This is a genomic window from Tropicimonas sp. IMCC34043, assembly GCF_003390845.1.
Lineage (GTDB): Bacteria > Pseudomonadota > Alphaproteobacteria > Rhodobacterales > Rhodobacteraceae > Tropicimonas.
This window is the reverse complement of the sequence record NZ_QMEK01000004.1, coordinates 162,503-181,253: the sequence shown is the minus strand read 5'-3', so window position 1 is coordinate 181,253 and position 18,751 is coordinate 162,503. Positions and strand designations below refer to the sequence as shown.

Annotated in this window: 20 protein-coding genes; 4 read left to right on the top strand and 16 right to left on the bottom strand. The window is 65.4% G+C overall.

Annotated elements, in window-relative coordinates:
• Positions 1–168: 168 nt before the first annotated feature.
• From cysE to DQG17_RS15560, 5 genes are read right to left on the bottom strand one after another with little or no spacing between them, the layout of a single operon-like run.
• Positions 169–882, bottom strand: coding sequence for a serine O-acetyltransferase (gene cysE / locus DQG17_RS15580; protein WP_116133777.1), 714 nt, complete (start codon positions 880–882; stop codon positions 169–171).
• Positions 879–2,063, bottom strand: coding sequence for a homocitrate synthase (gene nifV / locus DQG17_RS15575; protein WP_116133776.1), 1,185 nt, complete (start codon positions 2,061–2,063; stop codon positions 879–881). Before nifV ends, cysE begins: the two co-directional genes overlap by 4 nt.
• 60 nt (positions 2,064–2,123) lie before the next feature.
• Positions 2,124–3,326, bottom strand: a complete 1,203-nt coding sequence (gene nifS / locus DQG17_RS15570; protein ID WP_116133775.1) for a cysteine desulfurase NifS — start codon at positions 3,324–3,326, stop codon at positions 2,124–2,126.
• 12 nt (positions 3,327–3,338) lie between these two features.
• Positions 3,339–4,391 (bottom strand): Fe-S cluster assembly protein NifU, encoded by a 1,053-nt coding sequence (nifU, locus tag DQG17_RS22160; protein ID WP_116133774.1) that lies wholly within the window; start codon positions 4,389–4,391, stop codon positions 3,339–3,341.
• Between the two features lie 13 nt (positions 4,392–4,404).
• The gene (locus DQG17_RS15560; RefSeq protein WP_116133773.1) at positions 4,405–4,725 is read right to left on the bottom strand and encodes an iron-sulfur cluster assembly accessory protein; all 321 of its coding nucleotides are present in this window, start codon (positions 4,723–4,725) and stop codon (positions 4,405–4,407) included.
• Positions 4,726–5,026: 301 nt separating this feature from the next.
• Between DQG17_RS15560 and DQG17_RS15555 the strand changes: the two genes are divergently transcribed.
• Positions 5,027–6,238 (top strand): SulP family inorganic anion transporter, encoded by a 1,212-nt coding sequence (locus DQG17_RS15555; RefSeq protein WP_369908052.1) that lies wholly within the window; start codon positions 5,027–5,029, stop codon positions 6,236–6,238.
• 162 nt (positions 6,239–6,400) lie between these two features.
• Positions 6,401–7,126, top strand: coding sequence for an STAS/SEC14 domain-containing protein (locus tag DQG17_RS15550; protein WP_198666152.1), 726 nt, complete (start codon positions 6,401–6,403; stop codon positions 7,124–7,126).
• 4 nt (positions 7,127–7,130) lie between these two features.
• Here the strand turns inward: DQG17_RS15550 and DQG17_RS15545 are convergent, their stop codons facing one another.
• The 8 genes from DQG17_RS15545 to nifE form a co-directional block, all read right to left on the bottom strand.
• On the bottom strand, positions 7,131–7,583 hold the full coding sequence (locus DQG17_RS15545) for a hypothetical protein (RefSeq protein ID WP_116133771.1): 453 nt from the start codon (positions 7,581–7,583) through the stop codon (positions 7,131–7,133).
• A gap of 130 nt (positions 7,584–7,713) precedes the next feature.
• The gene (locus DQG17_RS15540) at positions 7,714–8,280 is read right to left on the bottom strand and encodes a nitrogen fixation protein NifQ (RefSeq protein WP_232829464.1); all 567 of its coding nucleotides are present in this window, start codon (positions 8,278–8,280) and stop codon (positions 7,714–7,716) included.
• Positions 8,264–8,569, bottom strand: a complete 306-nt coding sequence (fdxB, locus tag DQG17_RS15535) for a ferredoxin III, nif-specific (protein ID WP_116133770.1) — start codon at positions 8,567–8,569, stop codon at positions 8,264–8,266. Before fdxB ends, DQG17_RS15540 begins: the two co-directional genes overlap by 17 nt.
• 20 nt (positions 8,570–8,589) lie before the next feature.
• Complete coding sequence (locus DQG17_RS15530) at positions 8,590–8,793, bottom strand: CCE_0567 family metalloprotein (RefSeq protein ID WP_198666151.1); 204 nt, start codon at positions 8,791–8,793, stop codon at positions 8,590–8,592.
• Positions 8,794–8,807: 14 nt separating this feature from the next.
• Positions 8,808–9,281: a NifX-associated nitrogen fixation protein gene (locus DQG17_RS15525; RefSeq protein ID WP_116133768.1), complete on the bottom strand. Its 474-nt coding sequence runs from the start codon at positions 9,279–9,281 to the stop codon at positions 8,808–8,810.
• The gene (nifX, locus tag DQG17_RS15520) at positions 9,281–9,763 is read right to left on the bottom strand and encodes a nitrogen fixation protein NifX (protein ID WP_116133767.1); all 483 of its coding nucleotides are present in this window, start codon (positions 9,761–9,763) and stop codon (positions 9,281–9,283) included. Before nifX ends, DQG17_RS15525 begins: the two co-directional genes overlap by 1 nt.
• A complete protein-coding gene (gene nifN, locus DQG17_RS15515; protein ID WP_116133766.1) occupies positions 9,738–11,123 on the bottom strand; it encodes a nitrogenase iron-molybdenum cofactor biosynthesis protein NifN in 1,386 nt (461 codons plus the stop codon). The genes nifX and nifN overlap by 26 nt, the downstream gene beginning before the upstream one ends.
• 1 nt (position 11,124) lies before the next feature.
• Positions 11,125–12,690, bottom strand: a complete 1,566-nt coding sequence (gene nifE / locus DQG17_RS15510) for a nitrogenase iron-molybdenum cofactor biosynthesis protein NifE (protein ID WP_116133765.1) — start codon at positions 12,688–12,690, stop codon at positions 11,125–11,127.
• Positions 12,691–12,986: 296 nt separating this feature from the next.
• Here nifE and DQG17_RS15505 point away from each other — a divergent pair, with 296 nt between their 5' ends.
• Both DQG17_RS15505 and DQG17_RS15500 read left to right on the top strand, forming a co-directional pair.
• Positions 12,987–13,352 (top strand): helix-turn-helix transcriptional regulator, encoded by a 366-nt coding sequence (locus tag DQG17_RS15505; protein ID WP_116133764.1) that lies wholly within the window; start codon positions 12,987–12,989, stop codon positions 13,350–13,352.
• Complete coding sequence (locus DQG17_RS15500; protein WP_116133763.1) at positions 13,349–13,882, top strand: SRPBCC family protein; 534 nt, start codon at positions 13,349–13,351, stop codon at positions 13,880–13,882. Before DQG17_RS15505 ends, DQG17_RS15500 begins: the two co-directional genes overlap by 4 nt.
• A gap of 81 nt (positions 13,883–13,963) precedes the next feature.
• Here DQG17_RS15500 and nifK read toward each other — a convergent pair whose 3' ends face one another.
• From nifK to nifH, 3 genes are all read right to left on the bottom strand, one after another.
• Positions 13,964–15,502 (bottom strand): nitrogenase molybdenum-iron protein subunit beta, encoded by a 1,539-nt coding sequence (gene nifK / locus DQG17_RS15495; protein WP_116133762.1) that lies wholly within the window; start codon positions 15,500–15,502, stop codon positions 13,964–13,966.
• A 103-nt stretch (positions 15,503–15,605) separates the two neighbouring features.
• Positions 15,606–17,117: a nitrogenase molybdenum-iron protein alpha chain gene (gene nifD / locus DQG17_RS15490; protein ID WP_116133761.1), complete on the bottom strand. Its 1,512-nt coding sequence runs from the start codon at positions 17,115–17,117 to the stop codon at positions 15,606–15,608.
• 61 nt (positions 17,118–17,178) lie between these two features.
• The gene (nifH, locus tag DQG17_RS15485) at positions 17,179–18,063 is read right to left on the bottom strand and encodes a nitrogenase iron protein (RefSeq protein WP_116133760.1); all 885 of its coding nucleotides are present in this window, start codon (positions 18,061–18,063) and stop codon (positions 17,179–17,181) included.
• Positions 18,064–18,751: the final 688 nt, after the last annotated feature.

Genomic DNA, 18,751 nt, shown 5'->3' with positions numbered 1-18,751 from the left:
CCGTGCCAACCGGTCCGCGTGCCAACCGCCCCCGTGCCCCCGTGCCCCCGTGCCGGCGCACCGCGCGGTGCCTGTTGCCGCAGGGATCAACCCGGACGCCAAGCCGCCCGGCGCGGGGCGGAACCGGGCGGGATCGGGTCGGGTCGGGTCGGGAATGTCGCCTCAGGCTCAGTGCCGACGTTCGTCCCAGGGTTCGGCACAGCCCTTCAGGGTCGGGTCGATTCGTGCCGCGCTGTCGCGGGCCGCAAGCCGCGCCTCGAGAAAGGCAATCCGGTCGGCCAGCCGCGCCAGCGTCCGGCCCACGGGATCGGGCATCAGGTGGTGGTCCAGATCGACCCTGTAGGGATCGGTCGAATGCGGCCGCTCGGTCTGAACGATCCGGGCGGGAATGCCGACCACGGTGGCCTCGGGCGGAACCTCCTCGACCACAACCGAATTGGCGCCGACCCGCGCGCCCGCACCGACGGTGATCGGCCCGAGGATCTTGGCGCCCGCCCCGACCATAACGCCATCGCCAAGGCTCGGATGTCGCCTTCCCGGCGACCAGCTGACACCCCCGAGCGTGACGCCATGATAGAGCGTCACGTCTCGCCCGATCACCGCGGTCTCGCCGATCACCACACCGGCGCCGTGGTCGATGAAGAACCCGGGGCCGATCTGCGCCCCGGGATGGATGTCGATGCCAGTGAACATGCGCGAGAGATAGGACAGCACCCGCGCCGGAAACCGCAGCCCGCGCCGCCACAGCGCGTGTGAAAATCGATACGCTGTCGCGGCATGCAGGCCGGGATAGGTCAGCGCCGTCTCGACAGGGCCGCGCGCTGCCGGATCGCGGTGGCCGATGGCGTCGAAATCCGACCGGATCAGGGCAAGGATCGTCATTCGCCGTCCTCTGCGTTCAGCCGCTCCAGATGCCAGGCCATGGCCACCAGATGCGCCAGATCCTCGGGCGCCGCCGGGCGCTTCTCGCGCACCGCAAAGTCCCGCAGCAAGGGCAGGATCGCGCGGGCCACCGCCTCGCCCGCCGGCAGGTTCGCCGCCGCCAGTGCCGCGCGCAGGCCTGCAATCCCCGAATGCTTGCCCAGAACCAGCCGCCGTTCACGTCCGAACCGGGCCGGGGCCGAGCGCGGGTCCTCGTAGGTGTCGCCATTCTTCAGGATCGCGTCGACATGGATCCCGGCCTCGTGCGAGAACACCATATCGCCCACCACCGACTTGTTCGGCGGCAGCGGACGGCCCGAGGCCAGCGCCACCAGCGACGACAACGCGGACAGGCAGTGCAGGTCGATCCCGGTGGCCACGCCTTGCGCCTCGAGGGCGGCGGCGACTTCTTCCAGCGCAGCATTGCCCGCACGTTCGCCCAGCCCGTTCACCGTTACCGACAGGTGCGAGGCTCCCGCGTGCCAGGCAGCCAGTGTGTTCGCGGTGGCCATGCCGAAATCGTCATGGGCGTGAAACTCGATCGGCAGCACCGTGCGCGCCACGATTGCCGACACCAGCGCATGGGCGCCGAACGGATCGAGCAGCCCGAGCGTATCGGCCAGCCGGAACCGGATCGCGCCGGCCGCCTGAGCCACACGCGCGATCTCGGCCACGAAGGCCGGGTCGGTGCGGCTCGCATCCTCGGCCCCGACCGAGACATGAAAGCCCCGTGAAACGGCGGTATAGACCAGCTCGGCGGTGTTCTGCAGCGCCCAGGCGCGGTCGACCTTCAGCTTGCCGACAAGCTGCCGGTCCGAGGTCGGCACCGCGAAATGCACCCGCCGCGCGCCGGTCTTGCCCGCCATGTCGAGATCGCCCATGCGAAGCCGGCACCAGACCACCGGCTCGGCGCTTTCCAGCTCGGCGATGATCGCGCGGATTTCGGCGACCTCCTCCCAGCCCATGGCGGCGATGCCGACCTCGAGTTCCGAGACCCCGGCGGCGTCGAGTGCCCGCGCGATCGCCCGCTTTTCGTCGAGCGAAAAGGCGACGCCGGCGGTCTGTTCGCCATCGCGCAATGTCGTGTCGCACAGAACCGCCGGGCGGTTGGCCAGACGAACGGGAGGGAAGAGCGCGGTCATCGGGATCACTCCTCGGGCAAGGCCAGGGTTGCAGGCCCGGACCGAAGCCCGGGCCGGAGTTCAGGCATAGGCCGGGTTGAAGCCGTCCGGCGTGGCGCCCTCGCCCGACCAGAACGGCGACATCGCTCGCAGCCCGGCGATGATGTTCGGCATCACCGTCAACACCCGGTCAATGTCCTCCTCGGTGGTTTCGCGCGACAGCGAGAACCGGATCGCGCCATGGGCCGCGGTGAAGGGGATGTTCATCGCCCGCAGCACATGGGAGGGTTCGAGCGAGCCCGACGTGCAGGCCGACCCCGACGAGGCCGCAATCCCGGCCTCGTTCAGTTTCAGCAAGATCGCCTCGCCCTCGATGAACTCGAAGGCGACGGTCGCGGTATTGGGCAGACGGTCATGCGGATCGCCGGTGACAAAGCAATGCCCGATCTGCTGCACCAGACCCTTTTCCAGCCGGTCGCGCAGCGCGGCCATGCGGATCCCGTCTTCCTGCAGCGTCGCCATCGCCATCTCGGCCGCCTTGCCAAGCCCGATGATCGCCGGCGCATTCTCGGTGCCGGCGCGGCGGCCGCGCTCCTGATGCCCGCCACGGATCAACGGCCGGAAGGAAATGCCCTTGCGCACGTACAGCGCGCCAAGGCCCTTCGGCCCGTGGAACTTGTGCGAGCTGAGCGACAGCATGTCGATGTCGGTGTTCTTCACGTCGACCTTGACCTTGCCCACTGCCTGCACCGCATCGGTGTGAAACAGCGCACCGACGCCGTGGGCAAGCTCGGCCAACCCGTCGACCGGAAAGATCGTGCCGGTCTCGTTATTGGCCCACATCAGGGTGACCAGTGCCACCCGGTCCGACAGCGCGGCACGATAGGCATCGAGGTCGAGCCGGCCCTGTTCGTCGACCGGGATGCGGTGAACGACCACGCCCTCGTGCTTCTCCAGCCAGGCGCAGAGTTGCAGGATGGCCGGGTGTTCGACGGCCGAGGTGACGATCTCGTTGCGGCCCGACTGCACGGCCAGGGCCGAGCGGATCGCGGTATTGTTCGATTCCGAGCCGCCCGAGGTAAAGATGATCTCGTGATCGAACTCGGCGCCGATCAGCGCCTGCAGCGAGCGGCGCGCAATGCGCAGCGCACCGCCAACCTCGGAACCGAAGGCATGGATCGACGAGGCATTGCCGAACTGCTCGCTGAAATAGGGCAGCATGGCCTCGACCACTTCGGGAAACACCCGGGTCGTGGCGTTGTTGTCGAGATAGACAGGGGTCATGTTCGGCTCTCCTCAGCTTTTCGCCACGGGCATGACGCGGATCGGACGACCCAGCGCCTCGGACGCCCTTTGCGCCAGCCCGCCAAGCGTCGCCGAGGCGAGCTGGCAGCCCGAGCAGGCGCCGGTCAGCTGGACGAGCACCAGCGAGCCCTCCATGTCCACCAGATCGACATCGCCGCCGTCGGCACGGAACACCGGGCGCATCTCCTCGATGATCTTCGCGACCACGATCGCCTCCTTGGCAGGGCTGAGGCCGGCGGCGGCGGCGACCGGGGCGGGGGCGGGAACAGCGGCGGGACGCGGCGCTGCCACGGCCACCGGCATCTCGATCTGGATCGGCGCCATCTGCACCGGGGCGGCGGGCGCCGGCGCGGCCGCCATCGGCGGCATGTCGGGGATCACGAAGCCCTGCGCCTTTTTCTTCGCCGGCTGGGGTTTCGGCGCGGCACCGAAGACATAGGCCTCTTCTGCTTTCAGCAAGCCCTCGGCGACCATCGCCCGGTTGACATCGGACAACAGTTCCTCAAGCGGCTCGCGGCACGAGCTGCAGCCGCCGCCGGCCTTGGTGTAGAAGGTCACCATCTCGAGGTTGGTCAGCTTGTTGGTCCGGATCGCGCGTTCGATCATGCCGGCATCGACGGCAAAGCACTTGCAGATCAGCGCGCCGTCCTCGTGGTCGTCGTCATCGACCGCTTCGCCCTTCCAGGCGGCGACGGCGGCGGTCAGCGCCTCTTGCCCCATGACCGAGCAGTGCATCTTTTCCGGCGGCAACCCGCCAAGGAATTCGGCGATGTCCTGGTTGGTCAGGCGCCGGGCTTCCTCGATGGTCTTGCCGATGATCAGTTCGGTCAGAGCCGAAGACGAGGCGATGGCCGATCCACAGCCGAAGGTCTGGAACTTGGCGTCCTCGATGATGTCGGTGTCGGGGTTGACCTTCAGCATCAGCTTCAGCGCGTCGCCGCACGACAGCGAGCCGACCTCGCCGACCGCATTGGCCCCTGCCAGCGCGCCGGCGTTGCGCGGGTTGAAGAAGTGGTCCTTGACCTTGTCGCTGTAATCCCACATCGGCTGTGCCCTTTCAGCAGAAAGACTTGCCGCAGCCGCAGGAGCTGGAGGCATTCGGGTTATTGAAAACGAAGCCCGAGCCTTCGAGGCCCGTGACAAAATCGATGGTCGTGCCGGCCAGATGCGGCTGGCTTTCAGGATCGACCAGAACGATGACCTCGCCCGCCTCGATCACGGCGTCGTCGGGCTGCGCCTCGAGCTCCAGCGCCATGCCGTATTTCAGCCCGGCACAACCGCCGCCCTGCACCATCACACGCAGGCCCGCGACCTGGCGGCCGGCGCCATCGATGGCGGTCTTTATCGCGGTGCGCGCACTTTCCGTAATCTCGATCATCCTGGCTCTCCTGTCGGGGTCCATCGCATTCCGAAAGGTCACAGCAAACTCCGTGCCAAGATATGTTCCCACGAATTTTCATGGGGTTGGGGCGATCTTGCCTGTGCCACCCCCCCGACATTGGCGGAACCGCGACACAAAACTTTGTCCGGTTGGCCCGAAACCGGTTGCACCCAACCGCGCCGGCATCGCAATGTGCAGCGGCCGGCGCCGCGAGGCGGCGCCGATGATCTCTCACCCCCTGCGTTGCATGAAACCCAAAATCCTCTCCACCCTGCCCGGGTATAAACGGGCTGAATTCATGTCCGATCTTCTGGCCGGGATCACGGTTGCCATGGTGGCGATCCCGCTCAGTCTTGCGATCGCCATTGCCTCGGGCGCCAACCCCGCCACCGGGCTGATCACGGCCATCATCGGCGGCTTCCTGATCTCGCTTCTCGGCGGCAGCCGGGTCCAGATCGGCGGCCCCACGGGGGCCTTCATCGTCGTGGTCTATGGCGTCATCGCCAAACATGGCTATGACGGGCTGGTGCTGGCCACCCTGATGGCCGGCGTGATCCTGGTCATCGCCGGCCGCCTGAAGGCCGGCAGCCTCGTGCGCTATGTCCCCGAGCCTGTGATCGACGGTTTCACCATCGGCATCGCGATCATCATCGGCACCAGCCAGATCAAGGATCTGCTCGGGCTGCAGATGGACGCGGTCCCGGCCGAGTTCATCCCCAAGATCGCCGCTTTCTGGGCCGCCCGCGACACGCTCGACTGGTCGAGCCTCGGGATCGGCGTTCTGACCATGGTCCTTATCTTGGTGCTCCGCCGCGCCTTCCCGCGCTTTCCCGGGCTGATCGTGGCGGTGGCGGTGGGCTCGGCGCTGGCGCTCTACGCCTCGCCCTCGGTCGAAACCATCGCCGCCCGCTTTGGCGCCCTGCCCGACCGCCTGCCCTGGCCACAGATCCCCACCATCCATCCCGCCCAGATCACCGAGCTGCTGCCTTCGGCCTTCATCATCGCGTTTCTCGCGGGGGTCGAATCGCTGCTGTCGGCCAGCGTCGCCGACCGGATGTTCGGCGGCAACTATCGCCCCAATGCCGAGGTCATCGCCCAGGGCGTGGCCAACATCGGCTCGGCACTGTTCGGCGGGCTGCCCGCGACCGGGGCCATCGCCCGTACTGCAACCAACGTGAACGCGGGGGCAAAGACCCCGGTCGCTGGTCTGGTCCATGCGCTGACGATCCTTCTGGTGATGATGGTTGCCGCGCCGCTCGCCGGGCGGGTGGCAATGCCGGCGCTGGCCGCGATCCTGCTGCTGACGGCCTGGAACATGAGCGAACCGCACAAGTGGCGCGACCGTCTCGGCGCGCGGCGTCCGGACCTGATCCTGCTGTTCCTGACCCTGACCCTGACAGTCCTGACCGACCTGACCGTGGCAATCGGGGTCGGCGTTGCGCTTGGCATGGCCATCCGCCTCAGACGGCGCGAGATCCCGCCGGAAGACTGGTCGCCCCCCGAGCGCTAGGCCCGCAGATCGGGCCCGGACACCGGACCTGCCCGCGCGGCGGATTGACCCGCCGCTTGGCAGCGAAGCGGCAGACGCCTTATCTCTGGTGCACAGGAACCGCGGCCACCTGACGGCGCGATGCCGCCACAGCCGCACCTGCGCAAGGAGGCGCATTGTGTCATGATCGAAGTCACATCTCCCATCGGTGCCGACCTGCTGGAAATCGCAATCTCCGGCGAGGTCAGCGACGCCGACTACAAGCAGGTCCTGATCCCCGCGATAGATGCCGCGCTCGAGCAACACGACCGCATCCGCCTGCTGGGCCGGATCGACCCGAGTTTTTCGGGATATTCGTTGCGGGCCATGGCAGACGATGCCGTGATGGGGCTGCGCCACTGGCGCGGGTTCGACCGGATCGCCGTCGTGGGCGACGCGAGCTGGATCACCGCAGCGGTAAGCGGGCTTTCGATCCTGATGCCCTGCCCGGTCAAGGTATTCCCGCTGTCGGAACAGGATGCGGCAAAGCGCTGGCTTCAGGAATCGCTCGGGGCAATCCACCAGACCGACCTCGGCGGCGGGGTGCTGCACGTGGAACTTCTGGGCCAGATCGACCCCGAGGTCTATGCCGAGGAAACCGAGGATCTGAACGCCTTCCTGCGCGCCAACGACCGTTTCGCACTTCTGCTCGACCTGCGGAACTTCGACGGCTGGCAGGGGCTCGCGGGGATCGCCGAGCATCTGAAGCTGGTGCGCGACCATATCGGCCAGCTCGACCGGATCGCCATCGTCGCGGCGTCAAGCTGGCAGAAGCTGGCCGCGCGGGTCGGCGCCGGGATCGCCGGCGACAAGGCAAAGGTCTTCGCGCCCGATCACATGGAGGCGGCAGAGGCCTGGCTCAGGAACTGACCGCTCAGGGCGCCGCGTCGTCCGCGACCGCCTCGACCGCGCCGAGCAGGGCGGCGCCCCCGAAACGGTCTGTCGGATCAAGCTCGGCCGCCTTGCCCAGGGCGGCGCGGGCGAGCGTCAACTCGCCGCGCCGCGCCGCGCAATAGCCGATCGCGACCAGCGCCTGCAGGTAAAGCCCCGGGGCGAATTCATGGGCCTTGAACGGCGCGTCGCCCGGGGCGACCGCGCGCCAGTCGGTGGCGATGTTGAGCCGCCGCGCGGCATGAACCAAAATCGCCTCGGCCTGCGGTCCCGCGGCAACGTAATCGTGGCTGTAGAAATAGAACCGATAGGCGGCAAGGCGGACCTCCGGGTCCTCGGGCGCCGCGGCCAGTGCCCGGGCAACCGCCGCGGCACTTTCCAGCGGCCGGGTCCGCGCCGCCTCGGCACCGGCCAGAAGCGTGCCGAAATCGCTCATCGCCTCCCCCTCACCTGCCGCGGCCCATGCTTCTTCTTGGCAAAAATACCTGACCCAGCGGTCCGAAGAGAACTGCTCCAAGGCCTTGAGGCGCCGCAAGCTCCCTGCCGTCTCGTACCCACACCCGGCCTCATTCCGGCGCGAAGCAATCGCTGCGCTCCGGGCATTCGCCACAGGTTGGCGACAGGCACAGCAAGAACCCCTGGTCCGAACAGATCTGGCGATAGAGGAATTTCTTCCAGCGCATGTTCTGGCTGTTCGCCGCCTTCAGGCGCGGGAACACGCGGGCTATCATCTCGTTCAGCGCCACGCGGCTCGGCAGACCCATGTCCTCCCACAGATGCCGCGGCTCCATCGACCGGCGGGCGAGGATCGCGGCAAGCCAGCGCGCCGCGTCGTCGGCCCGCCCGCCGCGCCACAGGATCAGCTGCGCGATCGCGTCCTGATCGGCCGGGACCGGCGCCAGCGGGGCGTCGAGGTCGGGCAGATCCGCCTCGGGAAACCAGCGGTCGCGCAAGGCACGCAGACTTTCCGCATCGAGCCCCAGAAGGTCGGTGAGCGGCCCCTGCCCGCGCGCGCGTTCCGCAAGCGCATGCTCGAGGATGCAGGCCAGATCGACCTGCATCAGGATCGCCTCGGCCGCCGCGGCCCTGGCCGCGGCGTGTCCCTGCCCCCGCGCCTCAGTCGATCGTGGCATGGGTCTGGCAATCCGAGGGGCAGACCCGGGCGCAGGCGCCGCAGCCGACGCAGGCATCGGCATCGCTCATGACCATGACCTTCTTGACGATGTCGTCCTCGTACTCGTCATAATCGTCGTCCTCGGGGCCGAGGATCATGCCCTCCTCCGTCATCCCCTTGAGCGTCATCACGCCCCGGCCGCAGACCTTGTAGCAACGCCCGCAGCCGATGCACTTTTCGGCGTTGATCGCCATCAGGAATTCGGGGGTGTATTCCTGCCCCCCGCGGGTGAGAGCTGTCATCGGCATTGGCGTCTGGTCCTTCCTGCTTATGCCTCGGCCTTCTTGGCTTCCTTCAGCGCCTTGCGCGCCTCGGCCAGCTCCTTGAAGACCTCATAGGTTGCTTCGGCGACCTCGGGGATCTTCTGCCAGTCGGTCGGCAATTCCTCGGACAGGTCGTGAAGGTTCATCTTCGCGGTCGTCGAGCGCATCGACAGTTTCTTGATCCGGGCTTCCAGTTCTTCGACGCTCATGATCGGCTCCTCGGTCAGGCCCGGGCGGGCTCGGGATAGGTCTCGATGGTGGCAACGGCGTCCGCGATCACCTTCTCGCCGGCCTCGGCCAGCTTCTCCCAGGTCTCGAAGCCAAAGCGGTGGACGTCGCGCAGGTGCTTCGTGACCACGACCAGCCGGCCCGCGATCAGAACGATACGGCCGAAACCTTCATGGCTCATCTTCTGCATCTGCGACGCCATGCAGCCCGAGCGCTTTTCGATCATCAGGCCGATGGCGTCATAGAACTTGCTGATCCGCCACATGACTTCCGGGTCGGGGTCGCCGATGATCGGGATGTCGCGGCGTTCCTCGCGGGTCACGATGAACTCGGACATGATGTCGGCATCCGACTTGTCGTCCCACTGGCCATAGCTGTCCTCGGCGCGGATGACCGCGGCAAGCTGCTTGAGGAAGTCGCTGTCGACCCAGTCGCCGCCGCGCGGCGCATCAAGGGTTTCGGTGGTCATCAGACGGTCTCCTCGTCATCGTATTCTTCGGTGAAATCGGGTTTCGGCGCCGTCCCGAGGATCTTGCGCAGGAACGGCGGCGGGGTGCCGTTCAGCATGGTCTGCACTTGCGCCAGCACGTCGGCGATGGGCTCGGGGTCCTTGCGCTTGATCGGGTGGATCCCGGCCCGGACGATCTTGGCGGCCGAAGGCCCGCCGATGGCCAGCGCAAACAGCAGCGCGCAGCCGGTCAATGCCTCGACCTTGGGCGTGATCTTGTCGTCGAGATCGTCGTGCTTGCCGGCCTGCTTGGTCACGTTGTCGAATTCATGGGCCTCGACAAAGCGCACGTCGCGCGCAGTGACGTCGTAGATCGCGAATTTCCTGGCCGAGCCGAAATGGGCATCGAGATGCTCCATGTCGTTGGTCGCAATGGCAACGCGGAGCGGCTTCGGCTCGCTGTCGTCCGCGTCGGTCTCAACAAGTCGCAGCGTGCGGGACATGGTCAAACTCCTCTGCAATGGGGGCCGCGCCGAAGTCTTGCGGGGTCGCGGCGTGATGTTGTGCCTGGGCGATGTTGGCGATCTCGTAGAGAAACGCCCGGGTGCCGCGGTACCCGACGCGACAGATGTCCTGCGCCCCGATCCGGTCGAAGATCGGGAAACCGACGCGCACCAGCGGCAGGTGCAAACGGTGCGCAGCCTGGCGGCCGTGGGAATGGGTCAGCAGCATCGCGGCCCCGGCCGCGGCGGCGCCGCGTTCCAGATCGCCGAGATCGCCCACCAGAACCTCGTCGCAGGGCATCCGCTCCAGCACTGGCGAGGCCTGCGAGGTGGTGACCGCGGTCACGATCTCGGCCCCCATCCCCGCCAGCGTGGTCGAGAGCGAAAACAGCAGGTCGGGATCGGCACCGATCGCCACCTTGAGCCCGCCGGTGTGGAAATGCGCGTCAAGCGAGGCGTCGAGAAGGCGGGCGCGGTCGCGTTTCACGCTCGGCGGCGCATCCTGCTGGCCCGACAGCGCCATCAGGGTGCGGATGAAGGCATCGACGGGCTTGAGGCCGGTCACAGACGGGAACACGCGATACGGCACCATGGCGCGATCCTCGAGCAGCCGGGCGGCACCCCGCATCGATTCCCCGACCGCCAGCGTATAGGCGCTGCGCGGCATCGCGGCGATGTCTTCAAGCGTCGTGCCGCCAAGCGAGGTGCCGCGCCAGTCGTCGCCGACATGGCCGTCGAGCGAGGACGTGAGGTCCGGCAGCACGATGGGATCGAGGCCGAAGGCGCGGATCAGGCGCACCAGTTCCTCGACCTCGGCAATGGTCAGGTGGCTGCCGCACAGCAGGTTCACCCGCCGCAGGTCGGGGTCGCGTTCGGGCGCCTCGGGCACCAGCGTCGCGATGATGGCCTCGACGGCACGGGCCCAGCCGTCTTCCAGCGCGCCGGTGAAGTCGGGGGTCGAGGCATAGACGATGGCGGTGTCGGCGAAGTCCTTGCGGCGGGCGACGATTTCCTTCAACTCGCCCACCACATCCTCGCCGCGGGTCTCGGTCAGCGCGGTCGAGGCAATGCCGATGAACTTCGGCGCCGATTTCTTGCGCAGGTTCTCGATCGCCTCTTCGATCTGCTCGGCGCCGCCGAGGATGGTCGATATCTCGTTCATCGCCGTGGTCTGCAGCGGCACCGCCTCTTTGAAGTGGCGCACCAGATGGACCATGGCGAAGGCGGTGCAGCCCTGACTGCCGTGAAACAGCGGGATCGCGCTTTCGATGCCGAGATAGGCAAGTGCCGCACCAAGCGGGGCCGAGGATTTCAGCGGGTTGGTGGACAGCGCATGTCTGGGGTGTACGACCTTGGTCATCTCAGCAATCCTCGAAGTCGGTTTCAGAGGAGCCAAGCCCGGCGAACCCGGCGCCGGTGGGTCCCTCGGCGCGCGCCGGTCTTGGTGGGGTCGGGGCAACCGGCCGGTTGACCCCGGCGGGAATATGCGTGACCGGACAGGCCCCCTTGTGCGCCGGCATCACTGTGGTTGCGGGCAGCGGGTCGTCCCAGGGGGCGTCGCTGCGAAGCTCTGCCCACATCGGGTTGTTCACCGCCCGGTCGATGGCGCGAACCATGTCGATCATGCCGACGTATCCGGCATAGGGCTCGTGCTTTTCCTGGTTGACGTCGACCCAGGGCATCTTGGCCTTCAGCGCCACGAACTGGCTGCGTCCGCCCGACATCAGCACGTCGGCCTTGGCGTCTTTCAGCAACCGGTACATGTCTTTCGGCGCCATGTTGTCGAACATGTGCGCGTCGGTCTGCATGATTTCCTTCACGCGCTCCTTGTCCTCGTCGGTGGCCTTGCGGACCGAGGTGCCGATGACCTCCATGCCAAGTTCCTGCAGCGCCGAAACGACAGACCAGGATTTGTGGCCGCCAGTGTAGAGCAGCACCTTTCGCCCCGCGACACGGGGACGAAGCCGGTCGAGATCGGCCCAGACCTTCGCTTCCTCTTCGGCGATCAGCGCCTCGCAACGGTCGAGCAGTTCGGGCTCCGCCCCCTGCTCCACCAGCATCCGGCACATGATGCGCAGCGCTTCGGAGGTGTCCGAGATGCCATAGAAGGAGCCTTCGAAGAACGGAATGCCATAGGTCTCGTCCAGCTTCCGCGCGAGATTGATCAGCGCTTTCGAGCAGACCAGCATCGTGACCTTCGCCCGGTGCGCCATCGCCACCTGGCGATAGCGGGCGTCGCCGGTGATCGAGCCGAGGATGCGGATCCCGAGCCGGTCAAGCAGCGGCTTCACCTGCCACAACTCGCCCGACAAGTTATAGTCGCCGATGATGTTGACGTCGTAGGGCGTGCATTCCTCGGGCTCGAGCGTGCCGATCACGTGATCGAACAGCGCCTCGCCCGCAAGCTTGTTGCCAAGGTTCTTCGATCCGACATAGCCCGGCGCATTCACCGGGATGCAGGGCGTGCCGAACTTCTCTGTGGCGGCCTTGCAGACCGCATCTATGTCGTCGCCGATCAGGGCGGGCACGCAGGTCGAATAGACGAAGACCGCCGGCGGGTTATGCGCGGCGACGAGTTCCTTGATCGCGCGATAGAGCTTCTTCTCGCCATGGCCCATGACGATATCGAGCTCGGTCATGTCGGTGGTGAAGCCGGTGCGATAGAGGATCGAACCCGAGGAGGCAGCGCCGCGGTTGTCCCAGGAATTGCCGGCGCAGGCGAGCGGCGCGTGGACCAGATGCGCAGCGTCGACGATGGGTTGCAGCGCGATCATGGCGCCATCGAAGGCGCAGCCACCGGCGGCGGCCCCCGGCGTCAACGGCTTGGCGCAGCCCTTCTTGCGCTGCTGTTCGGACTTCGAGACGTTGGTCCCGCAGGCAGGCTCGTTGAAGACATCGGCAATCTTGTCCTTCAATGCGTCGGCCATGGCACACCCCTGTGGTTTCAAGAAACACAGCAAGCGGCGTGCCAAGTTCGAGCGTGCGGGGCCCGCCGCCTCAAGAGACTGAAATACCGAACAGATCAGAGCCGGAATGTAGCCGGAAAGCCGGGCCCGGTCGAATGTCGGGCGCATTGTCGGGGATGTGACACGACAAACGGGCGGGCGTGACGGCCGCTGCGCCCCGCACCTGTCGCCCCCCGATCACCACGGAGATTGGAGGCAGGGCACCGTCATTAAACTCTTTGGTTGATTCATTTCGCCACAGGTATACATTCAACACTATGGTTGAATCAGAATCCCCCCAGCTCGACGCCATCTTTCACGCCCTTGGCGATCCCACACGCCGACAGATGCTGCGCGCCCTCTCGGAGGGCGAACGCAGTGTCGGTGACCTGGCGGCGCCCTTCGATATCTCGCTTGCGGCGGTCTCGAAGCACATCAAGGCGCTGGAAAAGTCCGGCCTGATCCGTCGCGAGGTGCGTTGGCGTACGCATGTCTGCCGGCTCAACCCGGTGGCTCTGGCAAACGCCCATGAATGGCTGAGCTTCTACGAAGGATTCTGGAATAGCCGGCTGGATGCCCTCGAAGATCTGTTGCGCAAGGAATGCGACACGACACCATCAACCCCGAAGGGAGACGACGCATGACCGATACCGAGACAATCGATGCCTATGGCACGCTGAGCGCACCCGACACCCTGACGATCCGGCGGATCCTGCCCGGCCCGGTCGAGCGGGTCTGGTCCTATCTGACCGAAAGCGACCTTCGCCGAAAATGGCTGGCCGCGGGCGACATGGACATGACGGTCGGCGCGCCCTTCGAATTGGTCTGGAGGAACAACGAACTGACCGATCCGCCGGGAAAGCGGCCCGATGGCTTGACCGGCGAGCACCGGATGGAGAGCCGGATTACCACGCTCGAACCGCCGCATCAGCTTGGCTTCACCTGGGGGGCCGATGGCGAGGTCACGATCTCGCTTTCCGCACAGGGCAGCGACGTGCTGCTGACGCTGGTGCACCGCCGCCTGCCCGAGGGCGAGATGCGGCAGATGATCGGCGCCGGCTGGCATGCGCATCTCGATCTGCTTGTGGCCCGCGCCTCGGGCACAGTGCCGCCGCCGTTCTGGGATGCCTGGGTCGGTCTGCACCAAGAGTACAAGACGCGGATACCGCTCTGATCCGGCGGACAAACGACAACCGGCAGCCCCTTCGGGCTGCCGGCGTTGGTTTCGGGTCGAACCCGTGGCTGCGGACCGGCCTCAGCGGGTCAGGTCATAGCTGTAGTCGGTCTCGCCCGGGACGTCGGTTTCTTCATCAAGCTTGTCGAAGATCGTATCGAGCAGCTTGACCAGAACCTGCAGGCCGCCCTGGTAACCCCAGGTCGGGAAGCGGTGATGGTGGTGACGATCGAAGATCGGGAACGACAGGCGGATCAGCGGCGTGCCGAGGTCGCGCTCGAGGTACTTGCCATAGGAGCTGCCGATCAGCAGATCGACCGGCTCGGTCGCCATGAGCGACCGCATGTGCCAAAGATCCTTGCCGGCCCAGACCTGGCATTCCTTGCCGAAGTCCGAGGAGTCGAACAGCGCCTGCATCTTCTTCGCCCAGGCCTTGTTGCCGTTGGTGGCAAGGCAGTGCCGGGGCTCGCCGCCGGTTTCGAGGACGAAGCGGGCCATGGCATAGACGAAGTCGGGGTCGCCGTAGATCGCATAGGTCTTGCCGTGCAGATAGGCCTGGCTGTCGGCCATCGCGTCGATCAGGCGACCACGCTCCAGCTTCAGGCTGTCGGGGATCGCCTTGCCGCTGAGTTCGGAGAGCTTCATCAGCAGTTCGTCGGTTGCGGCCACACCCATCGGATAATGGAAGGAGGTCGTTTCCTGGCCCTGCTTCTCGCAGTACTCGAGCGTCTTCGGCGAGCAGTATTCCTGCATCGAGATCGTGGCCTTGGCGTTCAGCGCAGCCTTGACGTCCTCGAGCTTGGTGCCGCCATCGAACATGCGGAACGTGCCGTCCGACGGGGTGTCATAAACGTCCGACACATCCGACAGGAAGGTGTAGTCGATTTCCATCGTCTCGAGGATACGCTTGAGTTCGCGCATGTTGCCGACGGCAAAACCGTCGAAGCCCGGAACGATGTTGATCGACTGGTTCGCAACCCGCTCCTGGCCTTCCCAGAAGTTGGTCAGGATGCCCTTTTGCATGTTGTCATAGCCGTCGACATGCGAGCCGACGAAGGCCGGGGTGTGGGCAAAGGGAACGTCGAAGTCCTGTTCCACCGAGCCGGCTTCCTTGGCCCGCTGGATGAAGGAGTTCAGGTCGTCGCCGATGACTTCGGCCATGCAGGTGGTCGAGACCGCAATCATCTTCGGGTCATACAGCGCCTTGGTATTGGCAAGACCGTCGACCATGTTGTTCAGCCCGCCGAACACCGCCGCATCTTCGGTCATCGAGGAGGAGACCGCCGAGGCCGGCTCCTTGAAGTGGCGCGACAGGTGCGAGCGGTAATAGGCGACGCAGCCCTGCGAGCCGTGCACGAAGCTCATCGTGCTTTCATAGCCGGCGGCGGCAAAGACGGCCCCCAGCGGCTGGCAGGCCTTGGCCGGGTTGATGGTCGCCGCGGTGCGGGCGAGGTTCTTTTCCCGGTAGTCCCAGGATTTGCTCCAGTCGCCGATTTCCTTGACCATCTCGTCGGGATGGCCGCATTCGAACTTGACCTTCTTGTTCTTCAGCATCTCCTTGTATTCGGGCTGCTGGAAGAGCGGTGCATGGTCGAGCACCTTGTCCGCCGATTGGGGCATGGTCTTGATCCTTCGTGTTGGCCGTCCGCATTCCGAGACGCGCCGGATTGAGGAAACAGGGATCCCGCGGGAGATCGAGGGAGGCACCTCCCGCGGGTCAGGGTCACTCGGCCGCGATGGCGGCAGGCTTGTCCCAGGGGGCGTCGTACATGCCCCAGACCGGGTTGTTGATCGCCAGGTCCATGTCGCGGGCGAAGATGGCATAGCCGTCATAGCCGTGGTACGGGCCGGAATAGTCCCAGCTGTGCATCTGACGGAACGGGATGCCCATCTTCTGCGTCGGGTACTTTTCCTTGATGCCCGAGCCGACCAGGTCGGGGCGGATCTTTTCGATGAACTTCTCGAGCTCATAGCCCGTGACGTCGTCGTAGATCAGCGTGCCTTCTTTCACATAGTGACCGGTGCGCTTGTAGTCGTCGCCATGGCCGAACTCATAGCCGGTGCCGGCGATGACCATGCCGAGGTCGTCATAGGCGGTGACGACGTGGCGCGGACGCAGGCCGCCGACATAGAGCATGACCGACTTGCCTTCGAGGCGCGGACGGTACTTGGCGTTGATCGCATCGACCAGCGGCTGGTACTTGGCGATCACCTTCTCGGCGTTCTCCTGGATCGTCTCGTCGAAGTTCTTCGCGATGGCGCGAAGCGACGCGGCGATCTGGGTCGGACCGAAGAAGTTGTACTCCATCCAGGCCACGCCGTACTTCTCTTCCATGTAGCGGCAGATGTAGTTCATCGACCGGTAGCAGTGGATGAGGTTCAGCTTGGCCTTCGGTGCACGCTCGATCTCGGCCAGGGTGGCGTCGCCGGACCAGTTGCCGACCACGTTCAGGCCCATTTCCTCGAGCAGGATGCGCGAGGCCCAGGCGTCGCCGCCGATGTTGTAGTCGCCGATCACGTTGACGTCGTACTTGCCGCCCTCGTAGTCCTTGGCAGCCCCGCCGTCGCCCTTTTCATAGACCCAGTCCCGCACAGCGTCGTTGGCGATGTGGTGGCCGAGCGATTGCGACACGCCACGGAAGCCTTCGCAACGAACGGGAACCATGGTCTTGCCGTGTTCCTTGTTCTTCGCCTTGGCAACCGCCTCGATGTCATCGCCGATCAGGCCGATCGGGCATTCCGACTGGATCGTGGTGCCCCGGCTCAGCGGGAACAGCTCTTCCAGTTCGTCGATCATCTTGGCGAGCTTCTTGTCGCCGCCGAAGACGATGTCCTTTTCCTGGAAATCGGTCGTGAACTGCATGGTCACGAAGCTGTCGATGCCGGTCTTGCCGATGTAGTAGTTGCGGCGCTGGGACCAGGAATACTGACCGCATCCCACGGGACCGTGGCTGATGTGGATCATGTCCTTGACCGGACCCCAGACCACGCCCTTGGACCCTGCATAGGCACAGCCGCGAACCGTCATCACGCCGGGGATCGACTTGATGTTCGACTTCGTGGTGTCGCATTTGCTGGCAATGCCGGTCGTGGCATCGGGCTCGGATTCGGGGTCGGCCTGGGACACCTGCAGGTGCTTGGCGCGTCTTTTACGGGCCTTGAGCGGATAGGCTTCGAGCACCTCTTCGATGAGGGCCTCGTAGTCTTCCGGGCCGCTGACGTGATCTTTGGCCATCCTTTTGGCTCCTTCTCACTGGCGGTTGAGGGCCGGCCCGCGACGGGCCGGCCACGAGAAATTAGCCCGCGGCTGCTTCGGTCGCAGCGATCGCTGCCAGACGCTCTTCTTCCGACTGCATGATGCCGAACTCCATCAGCATCTCTTCCAGCTCTTCCATCGTGATCGGGGTCGGGATCACGCCCTTGCCCGAGTTGTTGTGGATCTTGGTGGCGAGCTGGCGGTACTCGTCGGCCTGCTTGCTGTCGGGCGCGTATTCGATGACGGTCTGACGGCGCAGTTCGGCGTGCTGCACGATATTGTCGCGCGGCACGAAGTGGATCAGCTTCGAGCCGAGCTTGGCAGCCATGGCTTCGGCCAGTTCCAGTTCCTTGTCGGTCTGGCGCTCGTTGCAGATCAGGCCGCCCAGACGCACGCCGCCCGAGTTGGCGTACTTCAGGATGCCCTTCGAGATGTTGTTGGCGGCATAGAGCGCCATCATCTCGCCCGACATCACGATATAGATTTCCTGGGCCTTGTTTTCGCGGATGGGCATTGCGAAGCCGCCGCAAACCACGTCGCCGAGCACGTCGTAGGAGACATAGTCGACGTCGTCATAGGCGCCGTTTTCTTCCAGGAAGTTGATCGAGGTGATCACGCCGCGGCCGGCGCAGCCAACCCCCGGCTCCGGTCCGCCGGACTCGACACATTTGATGTCCTTGAAGCCGACCTTCAGGACGTCTTCGAGTTCGAGGTCCTCGACCGAACCCATTTCGGCCGCCAGGTGCAGCACGGTGTCCTGAGCCTTGGAGTTCAGGATCAGGCGGGTGGAGTCGGCCTTGGGGTCGCACCCGACGATCAGGATCTTTTGACCCAGCTCGACGAGAGCAGCCAACGTGTTCTGCGAGGTGGTCGACTTGCCGATCCCACCCTTGCCGTAGAAGGCGATTTGCCGAAGTGCGCTCATTTGCGGTTCCTTGTTTCGGTTCATCTACATTGAACGAGACGGCGGCTCGGCCGCACTCGACGCCTATTCAGCACGCAGCGTGCCAACCCCGGAGCCGAAACAAGATCGTTTTATTTCAATACCTTGGTGAAAACTCATTCGAAATGGAAGCGTTGTGACAAACGCTACAATGCGCCGACAATGGAGGCCGGGTGTGGTTTTCGGCATTCCCGACCGTTTCTGCCAACATTTTGGGCGCGCGCTGGCCCGGTCGTGCTGTCCTTGTGACGAGACGCCGGGCGACATCCCCGACCGCCGAGACAAAGGGCGCGTGCCGCGGGGCGCTGGAGGTCACAGAAGCGCGCGTCACAGAACCGCCCGGAAATCGCACAACCTGCTCGAAATCGTGACAGAGGTATGCGGCAAAGCTACCGGTCGGGTTGGCGGCGAACGCCCCGGTACGTTGCCAGGGCAGGATCAGGCGTGGCGGCATGTGATCGAGAGAACTGCGGCCACGCAAATTAACAGATTTAATTTCAATAACTTAATAAGAAAACAGCAGGGCTGGGGTGCCACCCCTTCGGTCGCCGCCACCGGCGACGCGCCAGACCAGGGACATCAAGGCCACAGGAAATCCGGGCCGACGATGCACAAATTCGTTGCAACAGCCTCGGCATCCGCCACGATAGGACCAATTCCGAACCCCGTT